The sequence below is a fragment of the Fodinicurvata sediminis DSM 21159 genome (assembly GCF_000420625.1).
GTDB lineage: Bacteria > Pseudomonadota > Alphaproteobacteria > Kiloniellales > DSM-21159 > Fodinicurvata > Fodinicurvata sediminis.
Window position 1 is genome coordinate 58,253 of sequence record NZ_ATVH01000020.1, and the last position, 22,193, is coordinate 80,445.

At 63.0% G+C, this 22,193-nt stretch carries 18 protein-coding genes; 8 read left to right on the forward strand and 10 right to left on the reverse strand.

All coding sequences use genetic code 11. From position 1 onward, the window contains the following. Positions 1-64: 64 nt before the first annotated feature. The 3 genes from G502_RS0117365 to pdxH form a co-directional block, all read right to left on the reverse strand. The gene (locus G502_RS0117365; RefSeq protein WP_022729954.1) at positions 65-934 is read right to left on the reverse strand and encodes a universal stress protein; all 870 of its coding nucleotides are present in this window, start codon (positions 932-934) and stop codon (positions 65-67) included. 89 nt (positions 935-1,023) lie between these two features. Then, positions 1,024-1,953, reverse strand: a complete 930-nt coding sequence (locus G502_RS21055) for a cation diffusion facilitator family transporter (protein WP_022729955.1) — start codon at positions 1,951-1,953, stop codon at positions 1,024-1,026. Positions 1,954-2,015: 62 nt separating this feature from the next. Then, the gene (gene pdxH / locus G502_RS0117375; RefSeq protein ID WP_022729956.1) at positions 2,016-2,618 is read right to left on the reverse strand and encodes a pyridoxamine 5'-phosphate oxidase; all 603 of its coding nucleotides are present in this window, start codon (positions 2,616-2,618) and stop codon (positions 2,016-2,018) included. A 206-nt stretch (positions 2,619-2,824) separates the two neighbouring features. Between pdxH and G502_RS0117380 the strand changes: the two genes are divergently transcribed. The 5 genes from G502_RS0117380 to G502_RS0117400 all read left to right on the forward strand — a co-directional run bounded on the left by G502_RS0117380 (position 2,825) and on the right by G502_RS0117400 (position 7,210). Next, a complete protein-coding gene (locus G502_RS0117380; protein ID WP_022729957.1) occupies positions 2,825-3,313 on the forward strand; it encodes an RT0821/Lpp0805 family surface protein in 489 nt (162 codons plus the stop codon). 126 nt (positions 3,314-3,439) lie between these two features. Continuing rightward, positions 3,440-4,360, forward strand: a complete 921-nt coding sequence (locus G502_RS0117385) for a DnaJ C-terminal domain-containing protein (protein WP_022729958.1) — start codon at positions 3,440-3,442, stop codon at positions 4,358-4,360. A 27-nt stretch (positions 4,361-4,387) separates the two neighbouring features. Further along, positions 4,388-4,735: a chaperone modulator CbpM gene (locus tag G502_RS0117390; RefSeq protein ID WP_022729959.1), complete on the forward strand. Its 348-nt coding sequence runs from the start codon at positions 4,388-4,390 to the stop codon at positions 4,733-4,735. A 109-nt stretch (positions 4,736-4,844) separates the two neighbouring features. Beyond that, positions 4,845-6,647 carry a monovalent cation:proton antiporter-2 (CPA2) family protein gene (locus tag G502_RS0117395; RefSeq protein WP_022729960.1) on the forward strand — a complete coding sequence of 601 codons (1,803 nt, stop codon included), beginning with the start codon at positions 4,845-4,847 and terminating at the stop codon, positions 6,645-6,647. Next, positions 6,644-7,210 carry an NADPH-dependent FMN reductase gene (locus G502_RS0117400; protein WP_022729961.1) on the forward strand — a complete coding sequence of 189 codons (567 nt, stop codon included), beginning with the start codon at positions 6,644-6,646 and terminating at the stop codon, positions 7,208-7,210. Before G502_RS0117395 ends, G502_RS0117400 begins: the two co-directional genes overlap by 4 nt. A 51-nt stretch (positions 7,211-7,261) precedes the next feature. Here G502_RS0117400 and pbpC read toward each other — a convergent pair whose 3' ends face one another. The 6 genes from pbpC to G502_RS0117430 all read right to left on the reverse strand — a co-directional run bounded on the left by pbpC (position 7,262) and on the right by G502_RS0117430 (position 18,914). Then, positions 7,262-9,313 carry a penicillin-binding protein 1C gene (gene pbpC / locus G502_RS0117405; RefSeq protein WP_022729962.1) on the reverse strand — a complete coding sequence of 684 codons (2,052 nt, stop codon included), beginning with the start codon at positions 9,311-9,313 and terminating at the stop codon, positions 7,262-7,264. A gap of 56 nt (positions 9,314-9,369) precedes the next feature. Continuing rightward, complete coding sequence (locus G502_RS0117410; RefSeq protein ID WP_022729963.1) at positions 9,370-14,826, reverse strand: alpha-2-macroglobulin family protein; 5,457 nt, start codon at positions 14,824-14,826, stop codon at positions 9,370-9,372. A gap of 193 nt (positions 14,827-15,019) precedes the next feature. Beyond that, complete coding sequence (locus tag G502_RS22345) at positions 15,020-15,187, reverse strand: hypothetical protein (RefSeq protein ID WP_022729964.1); 168 nt, start codon at positions 15,185-15,187, stop codon at positions 15,020-15,022. A 129-nt stretch (positions 15,188-15,316) separates the two neighbouring features. Further along, positions 15,317-16,135, reverse strand: a complete 819-nt coding sequence (locus G502_RS0117420) for a hypothetical protein (protein WP_022729965.1) — start codon at positions 16,133-16,135, stop codon at positions 15,317-15,319. A gap of 404 nt (positions 16,136-16,539) precedes the next feature. Continuing rightward, complete coding sequence (locus G502_RS21060) at positions 16,540-17,586, reverse strand: ABC transporter substrate-binding protein (RefSeq protein WP_081649874.1); 1,047 nt, start codon at positions 17,584-17,586, stop codon at positions 16,540-16,542. Then, positions 17,583-18,914, reverse strand: coding sequence for a YihY family inner membrane protein (locus G502_RS0117430; protein WP_022729967.1), 1,332 nt, complete (start codon positions 18,912-18,914; stop codon positions 17,583-17,585). Before G502_RS0117430 ends, G502_RS21060 begins: the two co-directional genes overlap by 4 nt. Positions 18,915-19,201: 287 nt before the next feature. On the opposite strand from G502_RS0117430, the gene fabI reads away from it, so the two are divergent. The 3 genes from fabI to G502_RS21720 are packed head-to-tail and all read left to right on the forward strand — an operon-like array spanning position 19,202 to position 21,672. Next, entirely contained in the window at positions 19,202-20,041 is an 840-nt protein-coding gene (gene fabI, locus G502_RS21065) for an enoyl-ACP reductase FabI (protein WP_022729968.1), read from the forward strand. 34 nt (positions 20,042-20,075) lie between these two features. Beyond that, on the forward strand, positions 20,076-21,161 hold the full coding sequence (gene aroC / locus G502_RS0117440; protein WP_022729969.1) for a chorismate synthase: 1,086 nt from the start codon (positions 20,076-20,078) through the stop codon (positions 21,159-21,161). Then, positions 21,154-21,672 (forward strand): GNAT family N-acetyltransferase, encoded by a 519-nt coding sequence (locus G502_RS21720; RefSeq protein WP_022729970.1) that lies wholly within the window; start codon positions 21,154-21,156, stop codon positions 21,670-21,672. Before aroC ends, G502_RS21720 begins: the two co-directional genes overlap by 8 nt. On the opposite strand, the gene G502_RS0117450 is transcribed toward G502_RS21720, so the two are convergent. Beyond that, on the reverse strand, positions 21,656-22,051 hold the full coding sequence (locus tag G502_RS0117450) for a response regulator transcription factor (protein WP_022729971.1): 396 nt from the start codon (positions 22,049-22,051) through the stop codon (positions 21,656-21,658). The genes G502_RS21720 and G502_RS0117450 overlap by 17 nt on opposite strands. Positions 22,052-22,193 lie beyond the last annotated feature (142 nt).

A 22,193-nucleotide genomic window follows, 5' to 3' on the forward strand; every position in this document is an offset into this window, starting at 1 on the left:
GGCGGTTTGTCCTTGTTGGTCTTCCAATGGGGGCCTGACTTCCAGGACAGGTCTGCCGGCAGGCTCAGTGCGCCATGAAGACAGGAAGCGCCGCGCTGTTCAAGACCGTTTGCGTGGCGCCGCCCAGCAGGAATTCGCGAAGACGGCTATGGCTGTAGGCGCCCATGACCAGCATGTCGCCCTGGACTTCGCTGGTCTCGGCCAGCAGGCTTTCCCCGGCCGAGGACAGGATCTCGGTGCGCCGCGCCTCCGCCGTGATCCCGTGGCGCTGGAGATAGAAGACCAGATCCTGGGGATCGGTCTTGTCGTCGTCCTTGCGTACCAGACTGATCACGGTGACCTTCTCGGCCTGCTTCAGAAAGGCCATTGCATTGCGCGCCGCCTTGGCGGATTGGCCGCCTCCGTCCCAGGCCACCACGATGTTGCGCCCGAAGGTCTCGCTGGTGCCCGGCGGAACAAGCAGGATCGGTCGCCCCGCATTGAAGAGCACGGCTTCCAGGGCAGGGGTGTAGGCCGATTCCCGATCTTCCGGGGGGCGGCCTATCAGGACCATGTCGAACAAAAGGGAACGGTGCGCCAGGACGTCGTCCTCGCTGCCCTCTAGGTTGCGCCACCCCACATTGAAGCCGCGTGCTCCGGCCAGTTCATCGGCTGATTTCGGTTCCACACCGATGGCCTTGCACTGGGCGTCGAAGTAACCCCGGGCAGCGTCTCGGTATTCGCTGTTCCGGGCGCGGATGTCGTTCATCATCTGGTCGACCATGGCGCCCGACATGCCTTCGCCGAGCAGTGGAATGCTGGAATAGGGGTCAGCCTCGATATGGAGGACTTCGACATAGGCGTCGTGCTGCTGTCCCATCCGAAAGGCGGCCTTCAGCACGTCGGTGGTGTTTTCACTGCCGTCCGCGACGGCCAGAATGGCTGCTATGGACATGATTTGCCTCGCCCCTAATGTTATCCGTCAATCCATCATAACATACACCAAGAACATGGCCGCGACAGGAATTCCACAGTTTATCTGCGTTACTTCGGCGCAGTCCTGTCCGTTTCGTCCGCATAGACATGGGTGTCCTCGGACAGGATGTGCGGGTCCTGATGGATGAGGACCTCCGCGCCGGGATAGAGCGTCTGCAGTTCGGCTTCGATCGTGTCGGCAATGGCATGGGCGCGATAGAGTGTCATCGAGCCGTCGATCTCCAGATGCAGCTGAATGAAATCCTGTTGTCCCGAGCTGCGCGTTTTCAGGTCATGGACCCCCAGAACGTCACTGTGGGCCTTGACGGTATCAAGGATACGCTGACGGTCGGCATCGGGGAGTTCATGGTCCATCAGAATATCGAGGGACTGGCGCGCAATCTTCCAGGCGCTGCGCAGCAGGATGGCAGCAATGCCAAGGGCGATGATGGGGTCCGCCAGGGTCCAGCCGAGATAGATGGAAAGGACCAAGGCCAGGATGACGGCGGCATTCATCAGCAGGTCGCTGAGGTAGTGCAGGGCGTCGGCCCCGATTGCGATGGACTTCGTGTGATGCACCACATAGCGCTGGAAGGAGGTCAGGCCCAGCGTTGCCACGATGGAGACCAGCATCACGGCGATTCCCCAGGCCCCGTGCTCCGGTTGTTGTGGCGTGATCAGGCGGCTGACCGATTCCGCGATGAGAAACAGCCCCGAACCGGCCACCAGCCCCGCCTGGGCCAGGGCTGCCAGGGGCTCGATCTTGCCGTGGCCGAAGCGATGGTTGCTGTCTGCCGGGACGAGCGATTGCCGTACCGCGAACAGCGTCATGACCGATGCCGCCGCATCCAGCAGGGAATCGATCAGGCTGGACAGCAGGGCGACGGAATCCGTGACCTGCCAGGCCACGACCTTCAGCAGGATCAGGCCGCTGGCCGTTGCAACGGAGGCGTAGGTGGCGCCGCGCATCAAGGCGGCCTTGCGTTGCCTGGCTGACATAACTTGTGGTCCTCCGTGACCCTGTCCGTCGTTCAGGGGGTCGTCACTTAGGGGTTCCTCGCTCAGGGATAGAGGCGTTCGCCGGCCCAACCGTCGCCGCTGCGATGACAGGCGATCCGATTGTGCAGGCGGAAAGCGCCTTCCTCCCAGAACTCGATCCGTTCGGGAACGACCCGGAAACCGGACCAGTGCGGAGGGCGGGGAACCTTGCCAACGGCATATTTGGCCGTCAGGGCGGCAACTCGCTTTTCCAGGGCATAGCGGCTTTCCAGAGGGCGAGACTGCTCCGAGGCCCAGGCGCCGATCTGGCTCTGGCGCGGGCGACTGGCAAAATAGGCGTCGGCCTCTTCATCGGAGACCTGCTCGACCCCGCCTTCAATGCGGACCTGACGACGCAGGGATTTCCAATGAAACAGCAGGGCGGCCTTGGGAGTCTGAAGCAGCTGTTCGCCCTTGCGGCTTTGATAGTTGGTGTAGAAGACGAAGCCCTGAAGGTCGAAATCCTTGAGCAGGACCATGCGTGCTGAGGGCATGCCATTGGCATCGACGCTCGCGATGCACATGGCGTTGGGATCATTGGGCTCTTTCGCGCGGGCTTCCTCTAGCCACTGGCCGAAGAAGGCGAAGGGGTCCCGATCGGCCTGGTCCAGCGATAGCTCCGTCATCTCAATTCATCCTGCGTGCGTAGAAGGCCTCTTTTGAGGCGTCGTGAAGTCACTCTGGTGCCTGAAAAGGCTCACAAGACACCACGGAGTGGAAGAATTACAGTACCGATAAGATAGAACAAGGCCATCTTCATGCCCTAATCTTGCCGCGAGATGGCGCGAGTTGATTAAGTCAGGTAGACCATTCTGGAACAAGGGGATACGAGATGTACAAGAAACTCCTGTGCGCGCTTGCCATGACCGCCGCCCTGGTTGTGGCAGGTTGTCAGCAAGGCCAGGGCCCCGGAACCAAACAGACCGTTGGCGGCCTGGGCGGTGCGGCGCTGGGCGGCCTGGCAGGCTCGCAGATCGCCAAGGGCAGTTCGTCGAGCACGCGCGCCTTTGCAACCGGTCTGGGAGCTGTCATCGGCCTGATCGCTGGCAGCGAAATCGGAAAATCTCTGGATGAAGCCGATCGCCAGCGGGCCGCTCAGGCTCAACAGCAGGCAACACGCGCGCCCATGGGCGAGCAGATCACCTGGAACAATCCCAACAGCGGCAACTACGGCAGCTACACGCCGGTTCGTGATGGCCGGACGGACGACGGGCGCTATTGCCGGGAGTTCAAGGAAACGGTGACCATCGACGGACAGACGGAAACGGCTACGGGCATTGCCTGTCGCCAGTCGGATGGCACCTGGCGTATCCAGCAGTAGCAAAACGCGACGACGCTGCCTATATCCTGATAGGAAGCCGTCACATGGGCCCCGGGGTGAAACGCCCCGGGGCGCGTGTGTCCGGTTTGGGGGTCATCAAGTCAGACAGACAGTCAGCGGTAGTCCATGAAAGATTTGTACAGCGTTCTGGGGCTGAAGTGCGGCGCCAGCAGCGATGAAATAAAAAGCGCCTACAGAAAGCTTGCCAAGAAGCTGCATCCCGACCTGAACCCTGGCGACAGCAAGGTCGAACAGCAGTTCAAGGAAGTCAGCCAGGCCTACGCCATCCTGTCGGACCCGGAGAAACGCAAGCGCTATGACGCCGGCGAGATCGACGCCAGCGGGAATGAGACCGCGCGGGGTGGTTTCTACCGGAGTTCCGCCAGCGAGGGCGGGGGCAAGTACAGCCATTTCGACTTCGGAGACGAGGCCGACCTGGGCGACATCTTCTCGGATCTCTTCGGGCGCGGATTTTCGCGTAAGGACAAGCGCTCGACCTTCCGGCAACGCGGAACCGACATCTCCTATCGCCTTCAGGTCGGATTCCTGGAAGCGGCCAATGGGGCGCGTAAACGCGTACAGCTGGGCGAGGGACGTACACTGGACGTGAACATCCCGCCCGGGACCGAAGATGGCCAGACGCTGCGCCTGAAGGGCCAGGGACTTGGCGGTATGGGCGGCGCCCCGGCCGGCGATGCCTATATCGAGATCCAGGTGCAGCCGCATCCCCACTTCGAGCGCAAGGACAATGACATTCACCTTGAGCTGCCGGTCAGCCTGTCGGAGGCGGTGCTGGGCGCCAGCATCCAGGTTCCCACCGTGGAGGGCAAGGTGACCATGAAGATACCACCGGGCTCCAACAGCGGTTCGACCCTGCGCCTGAAGGGCAAGGGGATTCCGGCCCGTCGTGGCGGGCAGCGTGGCGACCAGTACGTGAAGCTGAAGGTCGTGCTGCCCGAGAAGCCGGATTCCGAACTGAAGGACTTCATATCCGGATGGGCGAAGAAACATGCCTATGACCCGCGGGCAAAGGCGGGAATGGTATAGCCGGGCCAATGCGCAAGGAGGTTTGAAATGCCTGTGACCTTGCAGGAAATCGTGGAACAGACCCGTGCCGCCGGGCTGGAGATCAGCGAGACCGAGGTGCGCAGCTACGTGTCGGAAAACTGGGTGTTGGCCGAAGTTCGGGAAGACACCTACTACTTCGACGAGACCGATGCGGCGCGTGTGAAGCTGATCGTTGAATTGAAGCGCGACATGGCCGTCAACGACGAGGCGGTGCCGGTCATCCTCAATCTCCTGGACCAGCTCTACGGCATGCGCGAGGTGCTGGAAGATATCGGTCTGGCCGTGGAACGCCTGCCGCCCTCCCTGCGGCGCGAGCTGGAGGACTGCCTGGCCCGTGTGCCCGGCAGGTCATGACGCCGGGTCTCTCCTTTCGGCTCCCTCTCGGCTGAAAAGAATGGCATGATGCAGACTGCTTAGACATGTAATCCCGCGCGAAGCGCGCGGCAGGGATAGGGCAGCGGCCATGGCGGAGGTCTTTATCGCTCAGACAGTCGGACCCGCGGTCGTGCTGCTCGGCTCGGCAGTGGTCTTCGTCCCCCTTTTCCGCAAGTTGGGACTGGGCTCGGTTCTGGGCTATTTCGCTGGCGGACTGCTGGTCGGTCCCTCGGTCCTGGGCATCTTCACGGAGCCCTCGACCATCCTGCACGTCTCCGAACTGGGCGTGGTGATGTTCCTGTTCCTGATCGGACTCGAGATGCGTCCGCACAAGCTTTGGGCGCTGCGCGCGCAGATCTTCGGCCTCGGCCTGGCCCAGGTCGTGGTGTGTACGGCCCTGCTCTCCGGGGCGGGGATGGCCCTTGGCCTGCCGCCGGTGATCGCCTTCATCGCCGGCGCAGGCTTCGTCCTTTCTTCGACCGCTGTGATCATGTCCGTCCTGCAGGAGCGGGGAGAACTGGCCAGTCGCCAGGGCCAGCAGGGGGTTTCGATCCTGCTGCTGGAGGATATCATGATCGTGCCACTGCTGGCGCTCGTCGCCTTCCTTGGGGCACTGTCTGCCGGCGGCGAGGCAAACGGCATCGATGCCGTCTCGGTTCTTGTTGCCGTGGGCGCCATCGCGCTGGTGATCGCAGCCGGCCACTGGCTGCTCGATCCTTTTTTCGCGCTGCTGGCCCGGGCCCGCACCACGGAGGTGCTGACCGCGGGCGCCCTGCTGGTCGTCCTGGGATCGGCCCTGCTGATGGAAGTGAGCGGGCTGTCCATGGCGATGGGCGCCTTCCTGGCCGGCGTCATGCTTTCGGGTTCCAGCTACCGTCACCAGATCCAGACGGATATCGAGCCCTTCAAGGGCCTGTTGATGGGGCTTTTCTTCCTGGCCGTGGGCATGTCCCTCGACCTTGGGCTGGTGGTCTCCGAATGGCACATGATCCTGGCACTGCTGGCCCTCTTCGTCGTCGTGAAGGCCGTCGGCATCTATGGCGTGGCCCGGGCCTTCGGCGCCACCAATCAGCAGGCTTTGCGCCGCGTTTCGCTGTTCGCCCAGGGTGGTGAGTTCGCCTTCGTGCTCTATTCGGCGGCGACCAGCGAAGGAGTCATCGGCACCAGTGAGAACGCGGTCTTCTCAAGTGTCGTCATCCTTTCGATGGCCTTCACGCCACTTGTCCTGCTGGCTGCGGACCGCTTGCTGAAGGACGATGCCGTTTCCACGGAGGGGGTCGAGGTGCCCGATGGTCTCAGGGGGCGTGTCCTGATGATCGGTTTCGGGCGCTTTGGACAGATCGCATCGCAGCTTTTGCTGGCGCAGAGCGTGAAGGTTTCGCTGATCGACAACGATCCAGATCGCATCCGGGAAGCCCGGAAGTTCGGGTTCAAGGTCTATTACGGGGATGGCATGCGCTTGGACATATTGCGCCAGTCGGGGGCCGAGAGCGCGGACATCATCATGATCTGCGTGGATGACCGCCGGGCGGCCAATCGCATCGTCGAGCTGGTGCGGGAGAATTTCCCCGCCGGCCGCCTGCTGGTACGCTCTTATGATCGCGGACATGCGATCGCCCTGCGCCATGCGGGCGTGGACTTCGAGGTGCGCGAGACCTTCGAATCGGCGCTGGCGTTTGGCGGGGCCGGGCTGAGAGCCCTCGGCATGCCCCCCCTCGATGTCGGCGAGGTTACGGCCGATATTCGCCAGCGTGATGCCGAAAGATTCGAGGCGCAGGTGCAGGGCGGCCTGCAAGCCGGGCGCGACAAGCTGCATGTCGACCCCCGGCCCGAGCCGCTTGTCGCGCCGCGCGGCAAGACCGAGTCAGCAGAATCAGGGAGCGAGCCATGACGAAGATATTCGGACTATCGGGAAGCTTGCGGGAGAACTCTTACAATACAGCCTTGCTGCGCGCCGCGGCTACCGTCGCCCCCAAGGGCGTGGAGGTCGACATTTCCACGATCCGTGGCGTGCCGCTGTATGACGGCGACCTGGAAGTCAGCGAGGGCGTGCCTGCCGAGGTGGAGAGCCTGAAGGAGCGTCTTGTCTCGGCCAATGGCCTGCTCCTGGTCACGCCCGAATACAACAACGGTATTCCCGGTGCCTTCAAGAATGCCATCGACTGGATGTCCCGGCCGCCGGCCGATATTTCAAAGGTTTTCAAGGGCCGGCCGGTTGCGATCATGGGCGCCTCGCCGGGCGGCTTCGGGACCATCTTGGCTCAGAACCACTGGCTGCCGGTGTTGCGTACGCTCGGCATGCGGCCCTGGTTCGAGGGGCGTCTGATGGTCTCGCGTGCCGGCTCCGTTTTCGATGAAGAGGGCAACCTGACGGATGACGCCCTGCGCGAGCGCTTGCAGGACTTCGTGGCGGGTTTTGCCTCTTTCGTCCAGGGCCACGACCGGACGACGTGAAGGGCCACAGCGAAATGTCGTTGCCGTCCGGCTGATCACTTGTTGTCGTTCCTATTCCAGTACGACCCGCACGCTGGTGCTACGGCCGGCCGCGTCGATCACCGTCAGCGTGGAGGAGCCTTGCCCATCCGGCGTCCAGGAGGCGATGCGACGGCGATAGCTCTTGGGCAGTGGTTTGCCGTTGGCCAGCCATCGGAAGGGAGGCCGTCCGCCATTGATCTTGAGCGCGAGCGGTGTCGTTGTCGACCCTTGCGCCAGACCCAGATCGATTTTTGTGCCCTCTGGCGGAAAAACAATTTCCGGGGCCGGCTCTGTTGGTGCCCCAGCCTCTACATGCCGGGTGGCGGAGGTGAAGCGGCGTTGCGAGAACGGCAATTCGGAAGCGGCAAGGCGCACAGCGCCGGCCGGGGCGCGCGGCAGCGGTGTCAAGCCGATACCGGAACGGGAAAACGCCTCGAACAGGATGGGGGCGGCGGCACGATAGCCCGTCAGACCAGGCACGGACCCACCATCGGGCCGGCCTGTCCACACGCCGAGTACGTGACGGCCGTCATAGCCGACGGCCCAGGCGTCGCGGTAGCCGTAGGAAGTGCCGGTCTTGTAGGCAATGCCGAGGCGTGGTGCCCCCTCGGGCGGGGTGACGCCCGACAGCATATCGGCAATCTGCCAGGTGGCCTGGGGGGTGAGCACAGTAGACGGATGGGAGGCGGACTCGGACTCCTTGAGATAGCGCAAGGGTTCGGCCTTTCCGTGGTTGGCAAGGCCGGTATAGAGCTGCACCAGTCCTTCCAGCGTCATGCCCGCGCCGCCAAGGCCGATGGCCAGCCCCGGCGCTTCCCCCGGCGGCAAGGTCGGAGGGACGCCGGCGCGCTTCATCCGTGCCACGAGCCGCGCCGGTCCGACCGCATCGAGCAGGCGGATCGCCGGGACGTTGAGGGACATCTGCAGCGCTTCGCGCACCGTTACGTCGCCTTGATACTCCATGTCGAAATTTCTTGGCCGGTAGCCGGCGAAATTCCCTGGTCGATCCTCGATCATCGTCTCCTGCATCACCAACCCTTCCTCGAAGGCGAGGCCATAAATGAAGGGCTTCAGCGTGGAGCCGGGCGAGCGTTCCGCGACGCTCATGTCGATCCAGCCGGCGCGGGCGCTATTGAAATAATCGGCCGAGCCGACCCGTGCCAATACCGCACCGCTGCGTGCGTCGGCTAGGAGCATGGCGACGGAGACGCGCGGTCCCTGGCGTCGCGCCGCGTCGCGCGCCACGCGCTCCAGACTGGCCTGGACGCCGCGGTCGATCAGCAGGCTGTGGCGGTGCCTGTCGGGTGCGGCCTGCCTTACCGAAGCGGTCAGATGCGCGGCGTAGGCCGGTATCTGCCGGCGCGTGCTCTTGACTGCGACGCGCGCGGCACGTGCCACCTCGCTCCTGGCGATCACACCGGCCCCGGCCATGCGGGCGAGGACCCGGTCACGGGCCGCCTGCGCCCTCCCGGGGTGCCGGTCGGGCCGTCGTGCTTCCGGCGATTGCGGCAGGGCGACGAGCAGCGCAGCCTCCGCGAGGCCTAGATTTCGGGGCTCCTTGCCGAACCAGGCGAGACTGGCCGCACGCACGCCTTCCAGATTGCCGCCATAGGGCGCCAGCGTCAGATAGCGTTTCAGGATCTCGCGCTTGGAAAGCCGCCGCTCGATCTGCAGGGCGCGGGCGATCTGACGGAACTTGGCGGTGAAGCTGCGCTCCTCCCGCGGCTCGATCAAGCGGGCGAGCTGCATGGTCAAGGTCGAGCCGCCCGAAACGATGCGGCCATTTGCGGCAAGCTGCCAGGCCGCACGCAGGAGCGCCAAGGGATCGACCCCCCAATGCGACCAGAAACGCCGGTCTTCATAGGCGATCAGCATCTCGAGGAACTGTGGGTCGAGCCTGTCGATGTCAGCCGAGAGCCGCCAGCGCCCGTCGGGCGCAGCGAAGGCGCGCAGAAGCGCACCTTGGCGATCCACCACCTCTGGAGAAAGCACGATGTCCTTACCAAGCGGGGGCGGGTAGGCCTTGTCCAGCCGGTCGAGCGCGACCATGCCGATGACGGCAATCCCCAAGACCGTAGTCAAGGCGAGGGCGGCGCCTCGCGCCCACCGGGGAAGCCTTGTGCGCCGTCCGGCCATGATCAGTCGCTCGAGATTTCCAGTATGCCGGTCGCCGTGCGCGCGGAAAGCTGCGGCCGGTACATGTCCTCGACGGTAGCTGCAGGATGCATGTAAACGCCTGGCGTGACTGCGCGGACCACATAGGCAAGCCTGTAGTTGCGGTCGTCGCCGCTGCGTTCGAATGCGGCGATGAAGCGGTCGGCGCGGAATTCGGTGTGAGCGGCATCGGTTTCGGCCAGCCATGCGAAATTCTCGAGCTTGGCACTGTCGACAAGTCGCGGGTTGTCGATCTCGAAGCCGGCCGGCAGCAGGTCGGAGACGAGCAGGCGCGAGGGCCAGGTGTTGGCCTCCGTGATATCCAGAACCACCACATAACGCTCGTTCTGAAGAGCTTCCGAGACATTCGCCTTCGTGCCGTCGAGGCGGTAGTAGCTGCGCTCGATGGTGAAGCCCTCTCCGCCAGCCGGCAAAGGCTGGCGGGGCGCGGCCACGGTGGTCAGCGCCACCTCCTGCGGTTCGGTGCCGGCATTGGTGATTACGAAGGGATCTGCCGTGATCTCGCCGCCGGAAAGGCGCCGTGCGAAGGAGCCTTCATGGGGGCTGCCATCGACCGTTAGCGCGATGTCGCCACTCGCCTCGCTCAAGGCCCGGGAGGCCAGCAGCATCCAGGCCTCGTCCTGCGTGCTCATGTGCCGGGTGCGGTGGCTCAAATCGGAGACGAAGTCCACCAATTGCGGCACCATCTGCGGCTGGGGCCGGCTTTCGGCGGCGAGCGCCAGCATGGCCGCAGCGTCACGCAGGCGCGAGCCGTAGTCGGAGCGCGCCATATCGCTCTTTGCCGATTGCGCCTGGCGGAAGGCGGAGCGGAACGTCGACTCGGCGCGCGGCGTATCGCCGTAAAGTGCCAGCGCTGCGGCGAGCTGGGCCCGTGCGAGTGGGCTTGCAAATTCGTCGAGACGTGCACCGGCGTAGTAGCGCAGGTCACCGACCGAGGCCATGCGGTTGCGCGCCAGAACATAGAGCGCGTAGGCGATCTTGTCGCCGTTGGACTCGACGTCCGTTTCATAGGCGAGATCGTTCTTGAGGTTCTGTAGCGCCTGCGTCATGGCCTGTTCGGGCACGGCAAACCCCTGTTCTCGTGCCCGCGTCAGAAAGTCGGTAATGTAGGAATCCAGCCAGAGATCACCTCTGCCCGGTCCCCACAGCCCGAAGCTGCCCGATGAAGACTGGTAGGAAAGCAGCTGCGTGAGGGCCTGCTCGATGCGATCCCTTGTGTCAGGCTCCTGCTCGAGGCCGGCTATCTTCGACAGCTCGTTCACATAGAGAAGTGGCAGGGCGCGGCTGGTGATCTGCTCGGCGCAGCCATAGGGATAGCGATCGAGCGACATGAGCAGCGCCGGGATATCGAAGGCTCCGGCCGGCGAGACATTGACCGTGACAGAGGCGTCCTCGATATAGCGATCGGCAAGCAGGCCGCTGTCGACCCTGAGGTGCCCGCCATCGGCGGCGAGCGTGACTGTCTGCCGCGTGGTTACCGGCGTGACGCCGGGACGGACCGGCAGGCTGACCGATTTCTCCACCTTCGGGCCCGACTCGTGCACGAGGGAGACGTCGAGGCTGGCCGTGCCCGCCTCCTGCGCGACAAGCGGCAGGGAAAGGCTCGTCTTGCCGCCGGCCACGAGGTCGAGGCTTGTTGGTGCGGCGCTCGTGTCGATGGTGGCCGGGCCATTGGCCGAGACCGCCAGCGCGTAGGTGCCGGCAGGTCCGTCCGTATTGGCGATCTCGATCAGCATTCGCGTCTCGTCGCCGGGGGCCAGGAAGGCAGGCTGGCTCGTCGTCACCACCAGAGGATCGCGTACGATCACGTCCTTCGAGGCCGCCCCCACGGCGTCCTTCGACCAGGCGACGGCCATGACGCGCAGGGTCCCGTTGAACTGCGGCATGTCGAAGCCGATCTCGGCCTTGCCTTCCTCGTCGAGGCGGACGATGCCGGAGAAGAAGGACACCAACTCCTCGCTCGGCGGACTGCCGCGCGCTGTCATGCCGCCGGTATCGCCGCCCATGCGCAGCCGTCCTGTTGCTCCCAGGGATCCGTCGATCAGCCGGCCAAAGATGTCGCGGATCTCCAGTCCCAGCATGCGCTGGCCAAAGTACCAGTCGGTCGGATCTGGGGGGTCGTAACGTGTAAGATTGAGGATGCCGACGTCGACCGCAGCGAGGGTGACATAGGCTTCCTCGCCGGCGGCGTGGTCCCCGAGGGAAACGGGAACCGTCAAGCGTTCGTTCGGCCGGGTTGTTTCCGGGGGGTCGAGAGCGACGTCAAGGGCCCGTTCCCCCGGATCCACCTCCAGCCATCGCACACCGATGGCACGCATGGGCAAGCGGTTCTCCGTGGTCTCGCCCGGCCGGAAAAGTGTCGCGGTCACATAGGTTCCGGCGCCCAGGTCCTTGGTCACCGGGATGTCGACCGTGGTGCCCTCGGCCGGGACACTGACCCTCATGCTGTGCTGCAGGCTCTCGCTGCCGAGCGTGATCAGGGCCTCGCCGGCAAAGCGCGGGGAAATCTTCAGCTGCGCTGTGTCGCCGGGTTCGTAGCGCGCGCGGTCGAGCGCGACCTCCAGGCCGTCCGGAGTTTCGGTCGAGCTTGCCTCGACATACCAGCCGGCCTCGAACTCCACGCTGGAAATCGGGCCGCCGGGCTCGGAGTGTTGTACCTCAAGCCGGTAACGGCCCCAATCCACCGAGGCACTGACCTGCGGCTCCGAGTCAGCCGTTGCGTCGAGCGTGCCTTCGCGCACCAGGCTTGTGGTGGTAATCGGCTCGTAGTCCCATGCACTGCCGTTGCGGTACCACTGGTAATGCCGTTCTACTTTGTAGAGCGACCATTCCAGCTCCGGCATGGCAATACGCTCACCTGATGGATCGGCGGCGAGGACGCGGAAATTCGCCGTCCCGCCTTCTTCCACCTGCCCGCCAGAAAATTCGGGCTTTAAGCCGATGACAGGGGTCTGCGGCTCAACGTCGATTTCGAGCGAACGCTCGACGGCGCGGCCACCGGCTTCGCGCATCTGCACATGCATCTCGGCCGTCAGAAGCCGGGTGGTGGAGGGCACGCTGTCGATGGAAACGTCGAAGACGGCCCGGCCCTCCGCGTCGGTCTCGGGCAATCCGGCGAGCGGCGTGCGCAGGGGCTCCACGCCCTCCTCGTCCGCGAGACCGAAAACATAACCGGGAAAGCGCGCCCACTCCCGTGTCGGCTTGACCGTCAATTCGCCTTCGAGGGCAAGGCCGGCCGCTGGGGCGCCGTAGAGATAACGGCCTTCGAGGGCGATCTCGGTCGAGCCGCCGACGGCGAGGCTATCGGTGGCGCTCGTCAGATCGAACTCCGTGCGGTCTGGCACGAAGTCTTCCACCAGGAACATCTTTTCGGTGATCGGCGGCTGTTCGGGATCGGTGTGCACACGCAGGTTCCAGGTACCGTGCATGGCGTTATCCGGCAGCACCAGATCGACGGCGTGGCCGCCGAGGGCGGTGCCCTGAGAGACGATGCGCCTGTCCTCCACCCCGTCCGGGCGCTCGAAGATGAAGGTGAGCGGCAGATCGTCCACTGCCTCGACGGCGCCGTCGCGTGCCAGTGCGGCCGCATGCACGATGTCGCCAGCACGGTAGATACCGCGTTCGGTCCAGGCATAGATGTCGAGGGGGCCGGGCGCCGGGCGGCCGGTCACGCCGCGGTCCGACAGGTCGAAGCCGGCACGCGTCATATCGAGAAACACGAAATCCTCATCGCCTTCGGCCAGAAGCGCGGCCGGCGCAAGCCCGGCATCACCGCGCGTAAGGCCCGGCGCGAAGCGGGCATGGCCGTCAGTGTCCGTCGTCGCCTCGCCTAGCACCGCGTTGTTGCGGGCAAGCAGCGTGAGCTTGAGGCCTTCCGTCGGTTTGGCCGTGGCGAGAGAGCGGGCGAAAACCGAAAGCCCGTCCGCGCCCGCAAAGGTCGACAGACCGATGTCGGAGATCAGGAACCACTGGGTGGCACGGTTTTCCCAAACCTTGCTGTCTACGCTCTCGGGAAGGGCGGTCATCATATAGACGCCGGGCTCTCGCTCCGGCAGGGCTTCATCTATGGGTATGCTGGTGGTGACGTTTTCGTTCAGCTCGGACTCGATGTCGATGGTGCCCTGCCAGACCGGCGCGCCCATGGTGCCGGCGACCTCCTCGATTTCGTAGCTGTTGAGCTGCTGCAGGAACTTTGACTCGGAAAGCAGCTGCGTCAGCGCGCGGTCGCCCACGCGATAGAGTGAAAGCTGTGCGCTGTCGGCATTGACCGAGACGAGAGGGATGCCGTGCCGGGCCGTCGACGGCAGCACGAAGTTGTCGCCGGTAAAGCGCAATGCCGGGGCGCGGTCGCGAATATAAACCTCGAGGGGCACGGGCTCGGCAATCACCTCGCCGATCTCCGAGGGCAGGCCCTGGCGGATGGTGATGCGGTACTGCTCGCCATGCTGCAGGCCGGTTACGCAAAGCTGCTTTTCGTCCTGGTTGACGGCGGGGGCGCGCGCAGAGTCCACCGTCACATACTGTTCGTAATCGACGTCGCTTCTTTCCAGGGTCTCGGAGAACTGCACGCACACGCGTGGCGTGGCACTGTCGGAATCCACCGAGTGGTCGACGACGCGGAAGCCCTTGCGGCGCTTGAGACTCGCGTAGTGCGCCTGCACCTGAGGCGAGGAATGCAGGGCAAGGCTTGCCTCATAGGCGCTGAGGGCGGGGCGGAAGAGGCTGCGCTTCTCCAGTGCGGCGGCAAGGGCGGCGAGCGCATCGGCCCGCCCGCGCGCGCTGCGGGACAGGCGATAGGCGGCTACGCCCGCCCCCGTGGCGGCGCGCTCCAGGGTGCCTGCAGTCTGCTCGTCCGTCGGCTCTGCCGCCGTGGCCGCACGGGCCAGGCCAGTCCAGACGGTCGCATTCTCCGGTTCGATCGCGATCGCGGCAATGTAGTCGCGCATGGAGCCTTGCGCGTCGCCCTCGTCGAGCGCCTGCGCGGCTGCCCGGGTGAGCGCCACGAAGCCGGAATTGTCTGCACTGGCCTCGCGCAGCAAGGTGTCGCGATAGCGCTCGGCTTCCTGCAGCACATGAGCAGGCAGGAAACGCAGCGCGGGCGGTGCTCCGATATCCGCTTCGGCGCTGGCCGTCACCACTTTGCCGGCAATCGCGCCGTCGAAGGGGTTCAGGCTGCCGAAATCCGATTTCAGGAAGCACCAGCGGGGGGCCGTATTGTAGGTGAAGGCCCGGCATTGCGGATCGTTGAGGCAGACTCGCTTGCATCCATCCAGCGAGACGTCCTGCTCCGTCCGCAGATCGAAGCCGAAATAATCGGCGTTCTCCGTCGTAACGATGCGCCGCGAGTCCTGCGCCGAGGCGGTGGCTACCAGGGCAAAAAGTACGACAAGGATAAAGGAAAACCTGCCGAACCAGCCCATTGCATCCCTCCAGGAGCTACTACCATACCTATGGCATTCACCCAGTTTCATGAAGGCCTGTCAACTCTGCGCTCGCTGCCGGGGATATATCCCTTGCCCAGGAGCACGTCTGCTTCGGCCATCAGAATGCACTGCCTTTATCGTCGATCATCGCAGAGTCCTGCCCCGTGCCCGGCGCCGAGGATCCTTTCCGTCAGGGCTTGGTGCTCCACTCAGGTAGCCTCGTTCTGTCGAGCGTCAGCGCGGTGTCGTCACGTTCAGGATCGAGCAGTTCGGCCAGGCGGTCCAGTTTCCCTAGTGCCAGCAGGGTCATGGCGAGAGACTTGTCGGTCATACCGATGCGTTCGCAGAAATCAGCCACCGAAAGGCGGTGCCTGATTGAACGGGATAAAACGTTGATTTAAAGACGATGGATTTTCAGTATTTTCGAGAGATCGTGTCATCGAGGCGGAAACACTGACTTGATTCTGTTGTAACGGAAGCCGAGAGGCTATGTGGTATTGGTGCCATCAGCCTCCGCACTTTCCCGGTTCATTGACCTTTCAAACTTATCCTGTCGGGCTTCAATGTCCTCAAGCGCAAGATCCCGTTCTATGCGCCACCGGCTCATTATCGCCTCGTTGGCCAGAATTACAGCAATAATCATGAAATTTGCTGTGTAAGGCCAAACCTTGATGCCGAATACAGGCTGGGCGGTCGCTGCCAGAAAAGCGGCCAGCGTGCCAAACATCATGAGGCTGACCCGTTCGATTTGTGGTTTCCACACCCAATATTCCAAGGCAATGGTACGCCGCTCCTTGATGAAGGGACCCAGCAAGTCAGATTCATGCGGATTGAATTCGGGCTTCAGGAAATGGCGCACAAGGTTTTTTCGCAGGATATTGTTGCCCATCGCGTCCTGCATGTTCAAAACCAGCATGATCAAGCAGAAGAGAGGTAGGTAATCCATCGTCAATGCCAGGCCGAAGAATGCGATTGTCAGCCCGATGGACAACAATGGAATCATCCGAGCGCCAATCGTCTTTTCCCAGTCATGCGGAGGGTTGATTCGGGAGTACAGGCTGACCAGGATTTGCATCTCCGACTTTACCGCAAGTCGGTAAAGGAAGAACCATACCATGATGAACAGGGCGAATAGGATGTCGGCCCACCGCTGTTCCAGGAAAATCGGTAAGGCGTCCCAGAAAGTCCGGTCCAACACACGCCCGGCATTTACCCCCGATTCGCCAAAGTAGTATTTGACATCGAGTTTCCAATTGAAGATGAGACCAAAAAATCCCAGAGCGATTAGGTTTTCGGAAAAGCCCATGTAGAATCTGAGGTTGTCCTCGACGGAGGTTCTTTTGGACCGGACGAAAAATTTCCGCACTATATTTATCATGGCGCGCGTCCGGGTGTTTTCTCTTTGCCGCCAGCAAACTGGAAAACGGCTTCGAACAGATACGGTTGGATCAAAGCCAAGAGGTGACTGCCTTTGAACTATTCGAAGATTTTTTCTTCCTGATTTTATTTTGAATTGTAAAGGACTGTCTTGTCTACAAGACAGGGTCGTCCATTCCGAGGTATAGCCAACTCTCGAAGGGGCGAAACTGGCCGGCGCCGCGTTGGAGACCTTCGCGTTCTCCTTATAGGGGTCGGCATCGATGTGGATGCCAAAGGAACGCCCCTACCGGCCCGTCAAGCAAGCCTGGAGCGCGTAGGCGAACCGCAGAGTCAATGCTCGGCCTTGTCGCCACGACTGCCCTGCTGAAGCTCCTCGGGAACGTTGTAGTGCCCCTCGACGAAGGAGAGGTCGAGGAAGACCGAGGGGTCAGCTTCAGGGTCCACAAGACCTTCCTCCTTGTACCATTCCACCTGGCGGTAGATCGAAGCCACGTCCAGGCGTCCCTGCGGGTCGATATAGCTCGCGCCCTCCCGTATCACGTTCGGTGGGGCCTCGATGTAGTTCCGCAGCAGTGCCGTCAGGTCCTTTTCTTTCTGGGATGGGGCACCTTCCCCACTGTCGTGGAAGGCTTCCGCGTAATCCTGGGCGGCGCGCTGGTAGGCCCTGAGGAAACGCTGCAGGGTATCGCGTTCCTGTTCGGCCATGTGGCGCGAGGTAAAGATTCCGCCCAGCTGGTAGGGGGTCTCATCGCTGACCCAGCCGAGGATCCGGGCACTGCCTTCATTCTCCAGCCGGCGGGCCTGGGCGAAGGGCAGGATGGTGGCATCCGTGTCATTGCGGCGGATGGCCTCGACCATGCGCGAGACCCGCTCGAGCTGGACCAGTTCGATTTCGTCGATATCGAAGCCCTTCTCCTCGGCCAGCAGGCCTGCCATCAGGTGAAAGCTCGAGCCGATCTGGGTGATACCCAAGCTGTGGCCGGGCAGTTCCTCGGGACGACGAAGGCCTTGCTGCCAGGCGATCGTGGAAGCGACATATGCCAGGAACCTGTAGCCCGGCTCCTCCCGGCTCTGGGCCGCAATCACCCTAAGTGTATCCTTGGCGGCCAGGTTGTAGAAACCGGCGGTAAAGGCGGTCGCACCGATTTCGGCCTGCCGGTTCGCAACGGCTATGGCAATCGGCTGTGCGGCATCGAAGAACTGGAAGGTGACCTCGAGATTTTCCTCTGCGTAATAGCCGAGCTCCTTGGCCAAAAAGAGCGGGGCGCTGGAAGGAAATGGGATGGCCGCGATATTCAGTTCGTCGCTCTTGGCCTGAGTGTGCAACGGCGCCAAGCACAGGCAGAGCCACAGCATCAAGGCGCAGCACCATCTCATTCGGAGGAACTCCCGATAATTGCCGTTCGCTTGCCGGATCCCGGGGCGGGCAGTGTTGTAGCCTGTGTTTCCCGTGACCTGGATTCTTCTTTCTTTTCAGTATCCTGCCCGTTCGCTAGCAAGCTGTCCAGGGTTTGTGACAAGGGGCCTTCAAGTTCTGCCTGCAGACCAGCCAGAGCATCCTGTACCAGGCCAGGCCAATCCTCGCGATTGCGCGGGGCCAGGTCCAGGCTTTCGGCAAGCTCGCTCAAGGTTACCGTTGACAGGTCGCGCCCCAGGATTTGTGTATCGTTTGCGGTGCCCACCACTAGGCCGGCTTCACGCAAACGCTCGACGACCTCTCCGGCTTCGGTGGGCGTTGCCGGCAGGCCGGCAACCAGCATGCGTTGTTTCAGGGGCCGGCCGCGGCGATGGGCATTGCGCAGGCGTTCCATCAGGGCCAGGGCCAGCACCAGACGGTTGATGGGTGCTTCATCGAGATGTCCGTGCCGGATGACCGCGCGCCATTCCGGGAGCGCGGCGGCCAGCTGGGCACCCAACAGGATGACTGCCCAGGCCAGGTACATCCAGATGAGGAAGATGGGCAGAGCCGAGAGCGCCCCATAGACCGCCTGATAGGACGGCACCTGACCCACATAGAGCCCGAAGCCGTATTTGAGGACCTCCAGCAGAACGGCCGCCAACAGACCGCCGGCCAGGCCGGCGGTCAGACTGACCGGTCGGTTCGGTACCAGGATGTAGAAACTGGCACAGCCAAGCGTGGCGAGCAGGATGGCGAAAAAGCGCGAAAGCGGTATCGAAACCGCTTCCAGGGTCCCGGAACTGTGGACCGTGGCAAAGGCGTAGCTGGTGATCGACAGCGAGGCGCCCAGCAGGATCGGGCCCAGGGTCAAGAGCGCCCAGTAGACGAGAAGGCGAAGCACAAGAGGGCGTTCCTGACGGACTCGCCAGATAATGTTGATTGCGCTGTTGATGTTGGAGAGCAGCAGCAGGGCCGTAACCCCCAGGCCGATGATGCCTGGAGCGGTCAGCTTCGCGGCATTCCTGAGAAAGGAATCGAGATGTTCGTTGGCACGTGCTGCCTGGTCCGGGGGTATGGCCTGGAAGAGCATTTCACGCAAACTTTCGCGGGCCGCGTCAAAGGCCGGGAAGGCGGCCAGCAATCCCAGGGCAATGGCCAGCAACGGGACAAGCGCCAAAAGGGAAGAGTAGCTGAGTCCTGCGGCCATCTGCAGGCAGCGGTCCTGCCCATAGCGGCGCAAGAGATAGCGCAGGAAGAAATAGATCTGGCGCAGGGAAATCAGCCTGAACCGTGTCCACAGTCGCATGAGTCGAGTGGGTTGGCGTGGCTTGTCTGTCACACCGTCTCGGGCGCCTTTGCCTGCAGGTTCCAAATCATTTTTTCCCATCATGGAACAAGAGACTAGCACGAATGCCTCGCCCGACCATCCGACATGGCGCACGCGGTGAACGGGGCCATGCGGAAACTGCTTCACAGGGCGGTGGACGGCTTTGACGTGCCGGATCATTGGTGTAGGATGCGCGCCAGAATCCCGAGGTTACAGTCGCGGCCGCCAATCACGCCGGGGTCGTCGACGGCAGAGCGAGATCAAGCATGAACAACACGACGACGCTGATGTCCGGCAAACGCGGTCTGATCATGGGTGTGGCCAATGATCGCTCGATTGCCTGGGGGATCGCCCAGGCATTGGCGGCTCAGGGCGCCGAGCTAGCCTTTACCTATCAGGGCGATGCGCTGGAGAAACGCGTACGCCCCCTGGCCGAATCCCTTGGCAGTTCGCTGGTGATGTCCTGCGATGTCAGTGACGATGCTTCCATCAATGCGACTTTCGATGAACTGCGCGAGAGTTGGGACAGCCTGGATTTCGTGGTGCATGCCATTGCCTGGGCGGATCGGGACGAGCTCAAGGGCCTCTATCTCAACACCAAGCGCGACAGCTTCGTGCGCTGCATGGACATTTCCTGCTATTCCTTCACGGCGGTGGCGCAGCGGGCCGTGCCCATGATGCGCGAGGGCGGCAGCCTGCTGACATTGAGCTATTACGGTGCCGAGCGTGTCATGCCGCATTACAATGTCATGGGGGTCGCCAAGGCGGCGCTGGAAGCCTCTGTGCGCTACATGTCCGCCGACCTCGGTGGAGACAATATCCGTGTCAATGCGATCTCGGCCGGTCCGATTCGCACCCTGGCCGCCTCTGGTATCGGGGATTTCCGCTATATCCTGAAGTGGAACGAGTACAATTCGCCCCTGCGCCGCAACGTGACCCTGGACCAGGTTGGCAGTTCCGCGCTTTACCTGCTCTCGGACCTTGCCTCGGGTGTGACCGGTGAGGTGCATCACGTTGACTCCGGCTATCACACCGTCGGCATGATGGCTGTCGATGCGGCGCCGCAGCTGCGCGAGCTGCTTGAAGGCTTCAAGAACGAGGCCTGATGAAACCGCGCCACGCGCCGGGAAGGTAAATGCCATGCCAGGGAACAGCTTTGGCCAAGCCTTTCGTTTCACGACCTGGGGAGAAAGCCACGGGCCGGCCATCGGCTGCGTGATCGATGGCGTGCCGCCACGCATCCCCCTTTCTGAAGCCGATATACAGCCCTTCCTGGACCGGCGCCGTCCCGGACAGTCTCGCTATACCACCCAGCGCAAGGAGAGCGATGAAGTCCGGATCGTGTCCGGTGTATTCGAGGGCGAGACCACAGGCACGCCGCTTACTCTGGTGATCGAGAACCAGGACCAGCGTTCCAAGGACTACGGCGATATCAAGGACAAGTTCCGCCCGGGCCATGCCGACTATACCTATTGGCAGAAGTACGGCATTCGCGACTACCGCGGCGGCGGACGCTCCAGCGCGCGCGAGACGGCCATGCGAGTGGCGGCCGGCGCCGTGGCGCGGCGTGTGCTGGCGCAGGTCCTGGGTGCGGAGCAGACTTCCATTCGGGGCGCCCTTGTGCAGATGGGTGCCGACAGCGTGGATCGCCTGCGCTGGGACTGGGCCGAGGTGGACCGCAACGCCTTTTTCGGACCCGACGCAGCCATGGCCGAGATCTGGGCCGCGCGCTTGGACGAGGCGCGCAAGAACGGGTCTTCGCTGGGCGCGGTGGTCGAGGTCGTGGCTCAGGGCCTGCCGGCCGGTCTGGGCGAGCCGGTCTATGACAAGCTGGATGCCGATCTGGCCAAGGCCATGATGTCGATCAATGCTGTCAAGGGTGTCGAGATCGGCGAAGGCTTTGCGGCCGCTGCCCTGAACGGCGAGGAGAATGCCGACGAACTGCGCATGGAGGGCGACGAGGTTACCTTCCTCTCCAACAAGGCTGGCGGTGTGCTGGGCGGACTGTCCACCGGCCAGGATCTGGTCGTGCGTTTTGCCGTGAAGCCTACCTCCTCGATCCTTTCACCGCGGCGAACCGTGGACCGTTTCGGACAGGAAACGGAGATCGTCACCAAGGGCCGGCATGACCCCTGCGTGGGCATACGGGCCGTGCCGGTGGGCGAGGCCATGATGGCCCTGGTTCTGGCCGATCACCTGCTGCGCCATCGAGGGCAGGTTGGCTGATCACCTCATTCGGGTGGCCGAAGCCGAAGACGCCGGGCGTCTGGCGCGCCTGCTGCAGGAAACCTATGCCTTCTATGGCGAACGACCCCCGGTTCCGGAATCTACGTTGGTCGAGCGCTTGCAGACTTATCTGGGGGCGAATCCCGGGTTCGAGGCCTTGATCGCCGAACAGGGCAATCAGGATCTGGGCTATGCCATCTACGCGCCCGTCTTCTGGACCAGCGATTGCCAGTTGTCCCTGTTTCTGAAGGAGCTCTATCTGGTCGAATCGGCGCGTGGGCGCGGGCTCGGGCGTGACCTCATGGTGCGCCTGGCGGCCATCGCGCTGGAGCGCGGCTGGACCCGCATGATCTGGACCGTGGACCGGCACAATCTCAAGGCCAGGCGCTTCTATGAGTCTCTGGCTGGCGCCCAGGCGTTGGACAAGGTGGTCTACCTGCAGAGCGAAAGCGTTCTAAAACGCTTGGTCACCTCGGGGGATTCCCGCTTCCCCTTCAGTTTTCGGGTTTGACGTCCGACGGTGTATCGGACAGGAGAGCTTTCACCTTCTCAAGAAAAGTTGAGGGTCGGAAAGGCTTCTCCAGGATATCATCGGCACCCATGGCCTGGGCTGCAGGCAGGTAGTTTTGGCTGATCGCCCGGCCGCCGCCCGAAATGGCCAGGATTTTAAGGCTGGGGTTGGCGGCTCTGACATTGCGTACAACCTCGATTCCGTCGGCGTTGGGCATCATCAGATCCGTTACGACCAGATCGAGATTCTGCAGCAGCTCGCGATCTTCGCTGCGACGGCCATCCAGGGAAGTGGTTACGCTGTGCCCATCCTTTTCCAGAACCTCGGCCATGAGGCGCAAAAGCGCTTCCTCGTCATCCAGAAGCAGAATACGTGCCATGAAGTTGTGTTGTTCCCATCTTCGTTAAAGCGCAGAGCTACAGCCCGCCATAAGGTGAATACAAGAGTAAAGGAAGGGTTAAGGCCTTGCTTGCTTCTGACTGTGGCCGAGCGGACACGGCATTTCCGATCTTCAGGGAGAG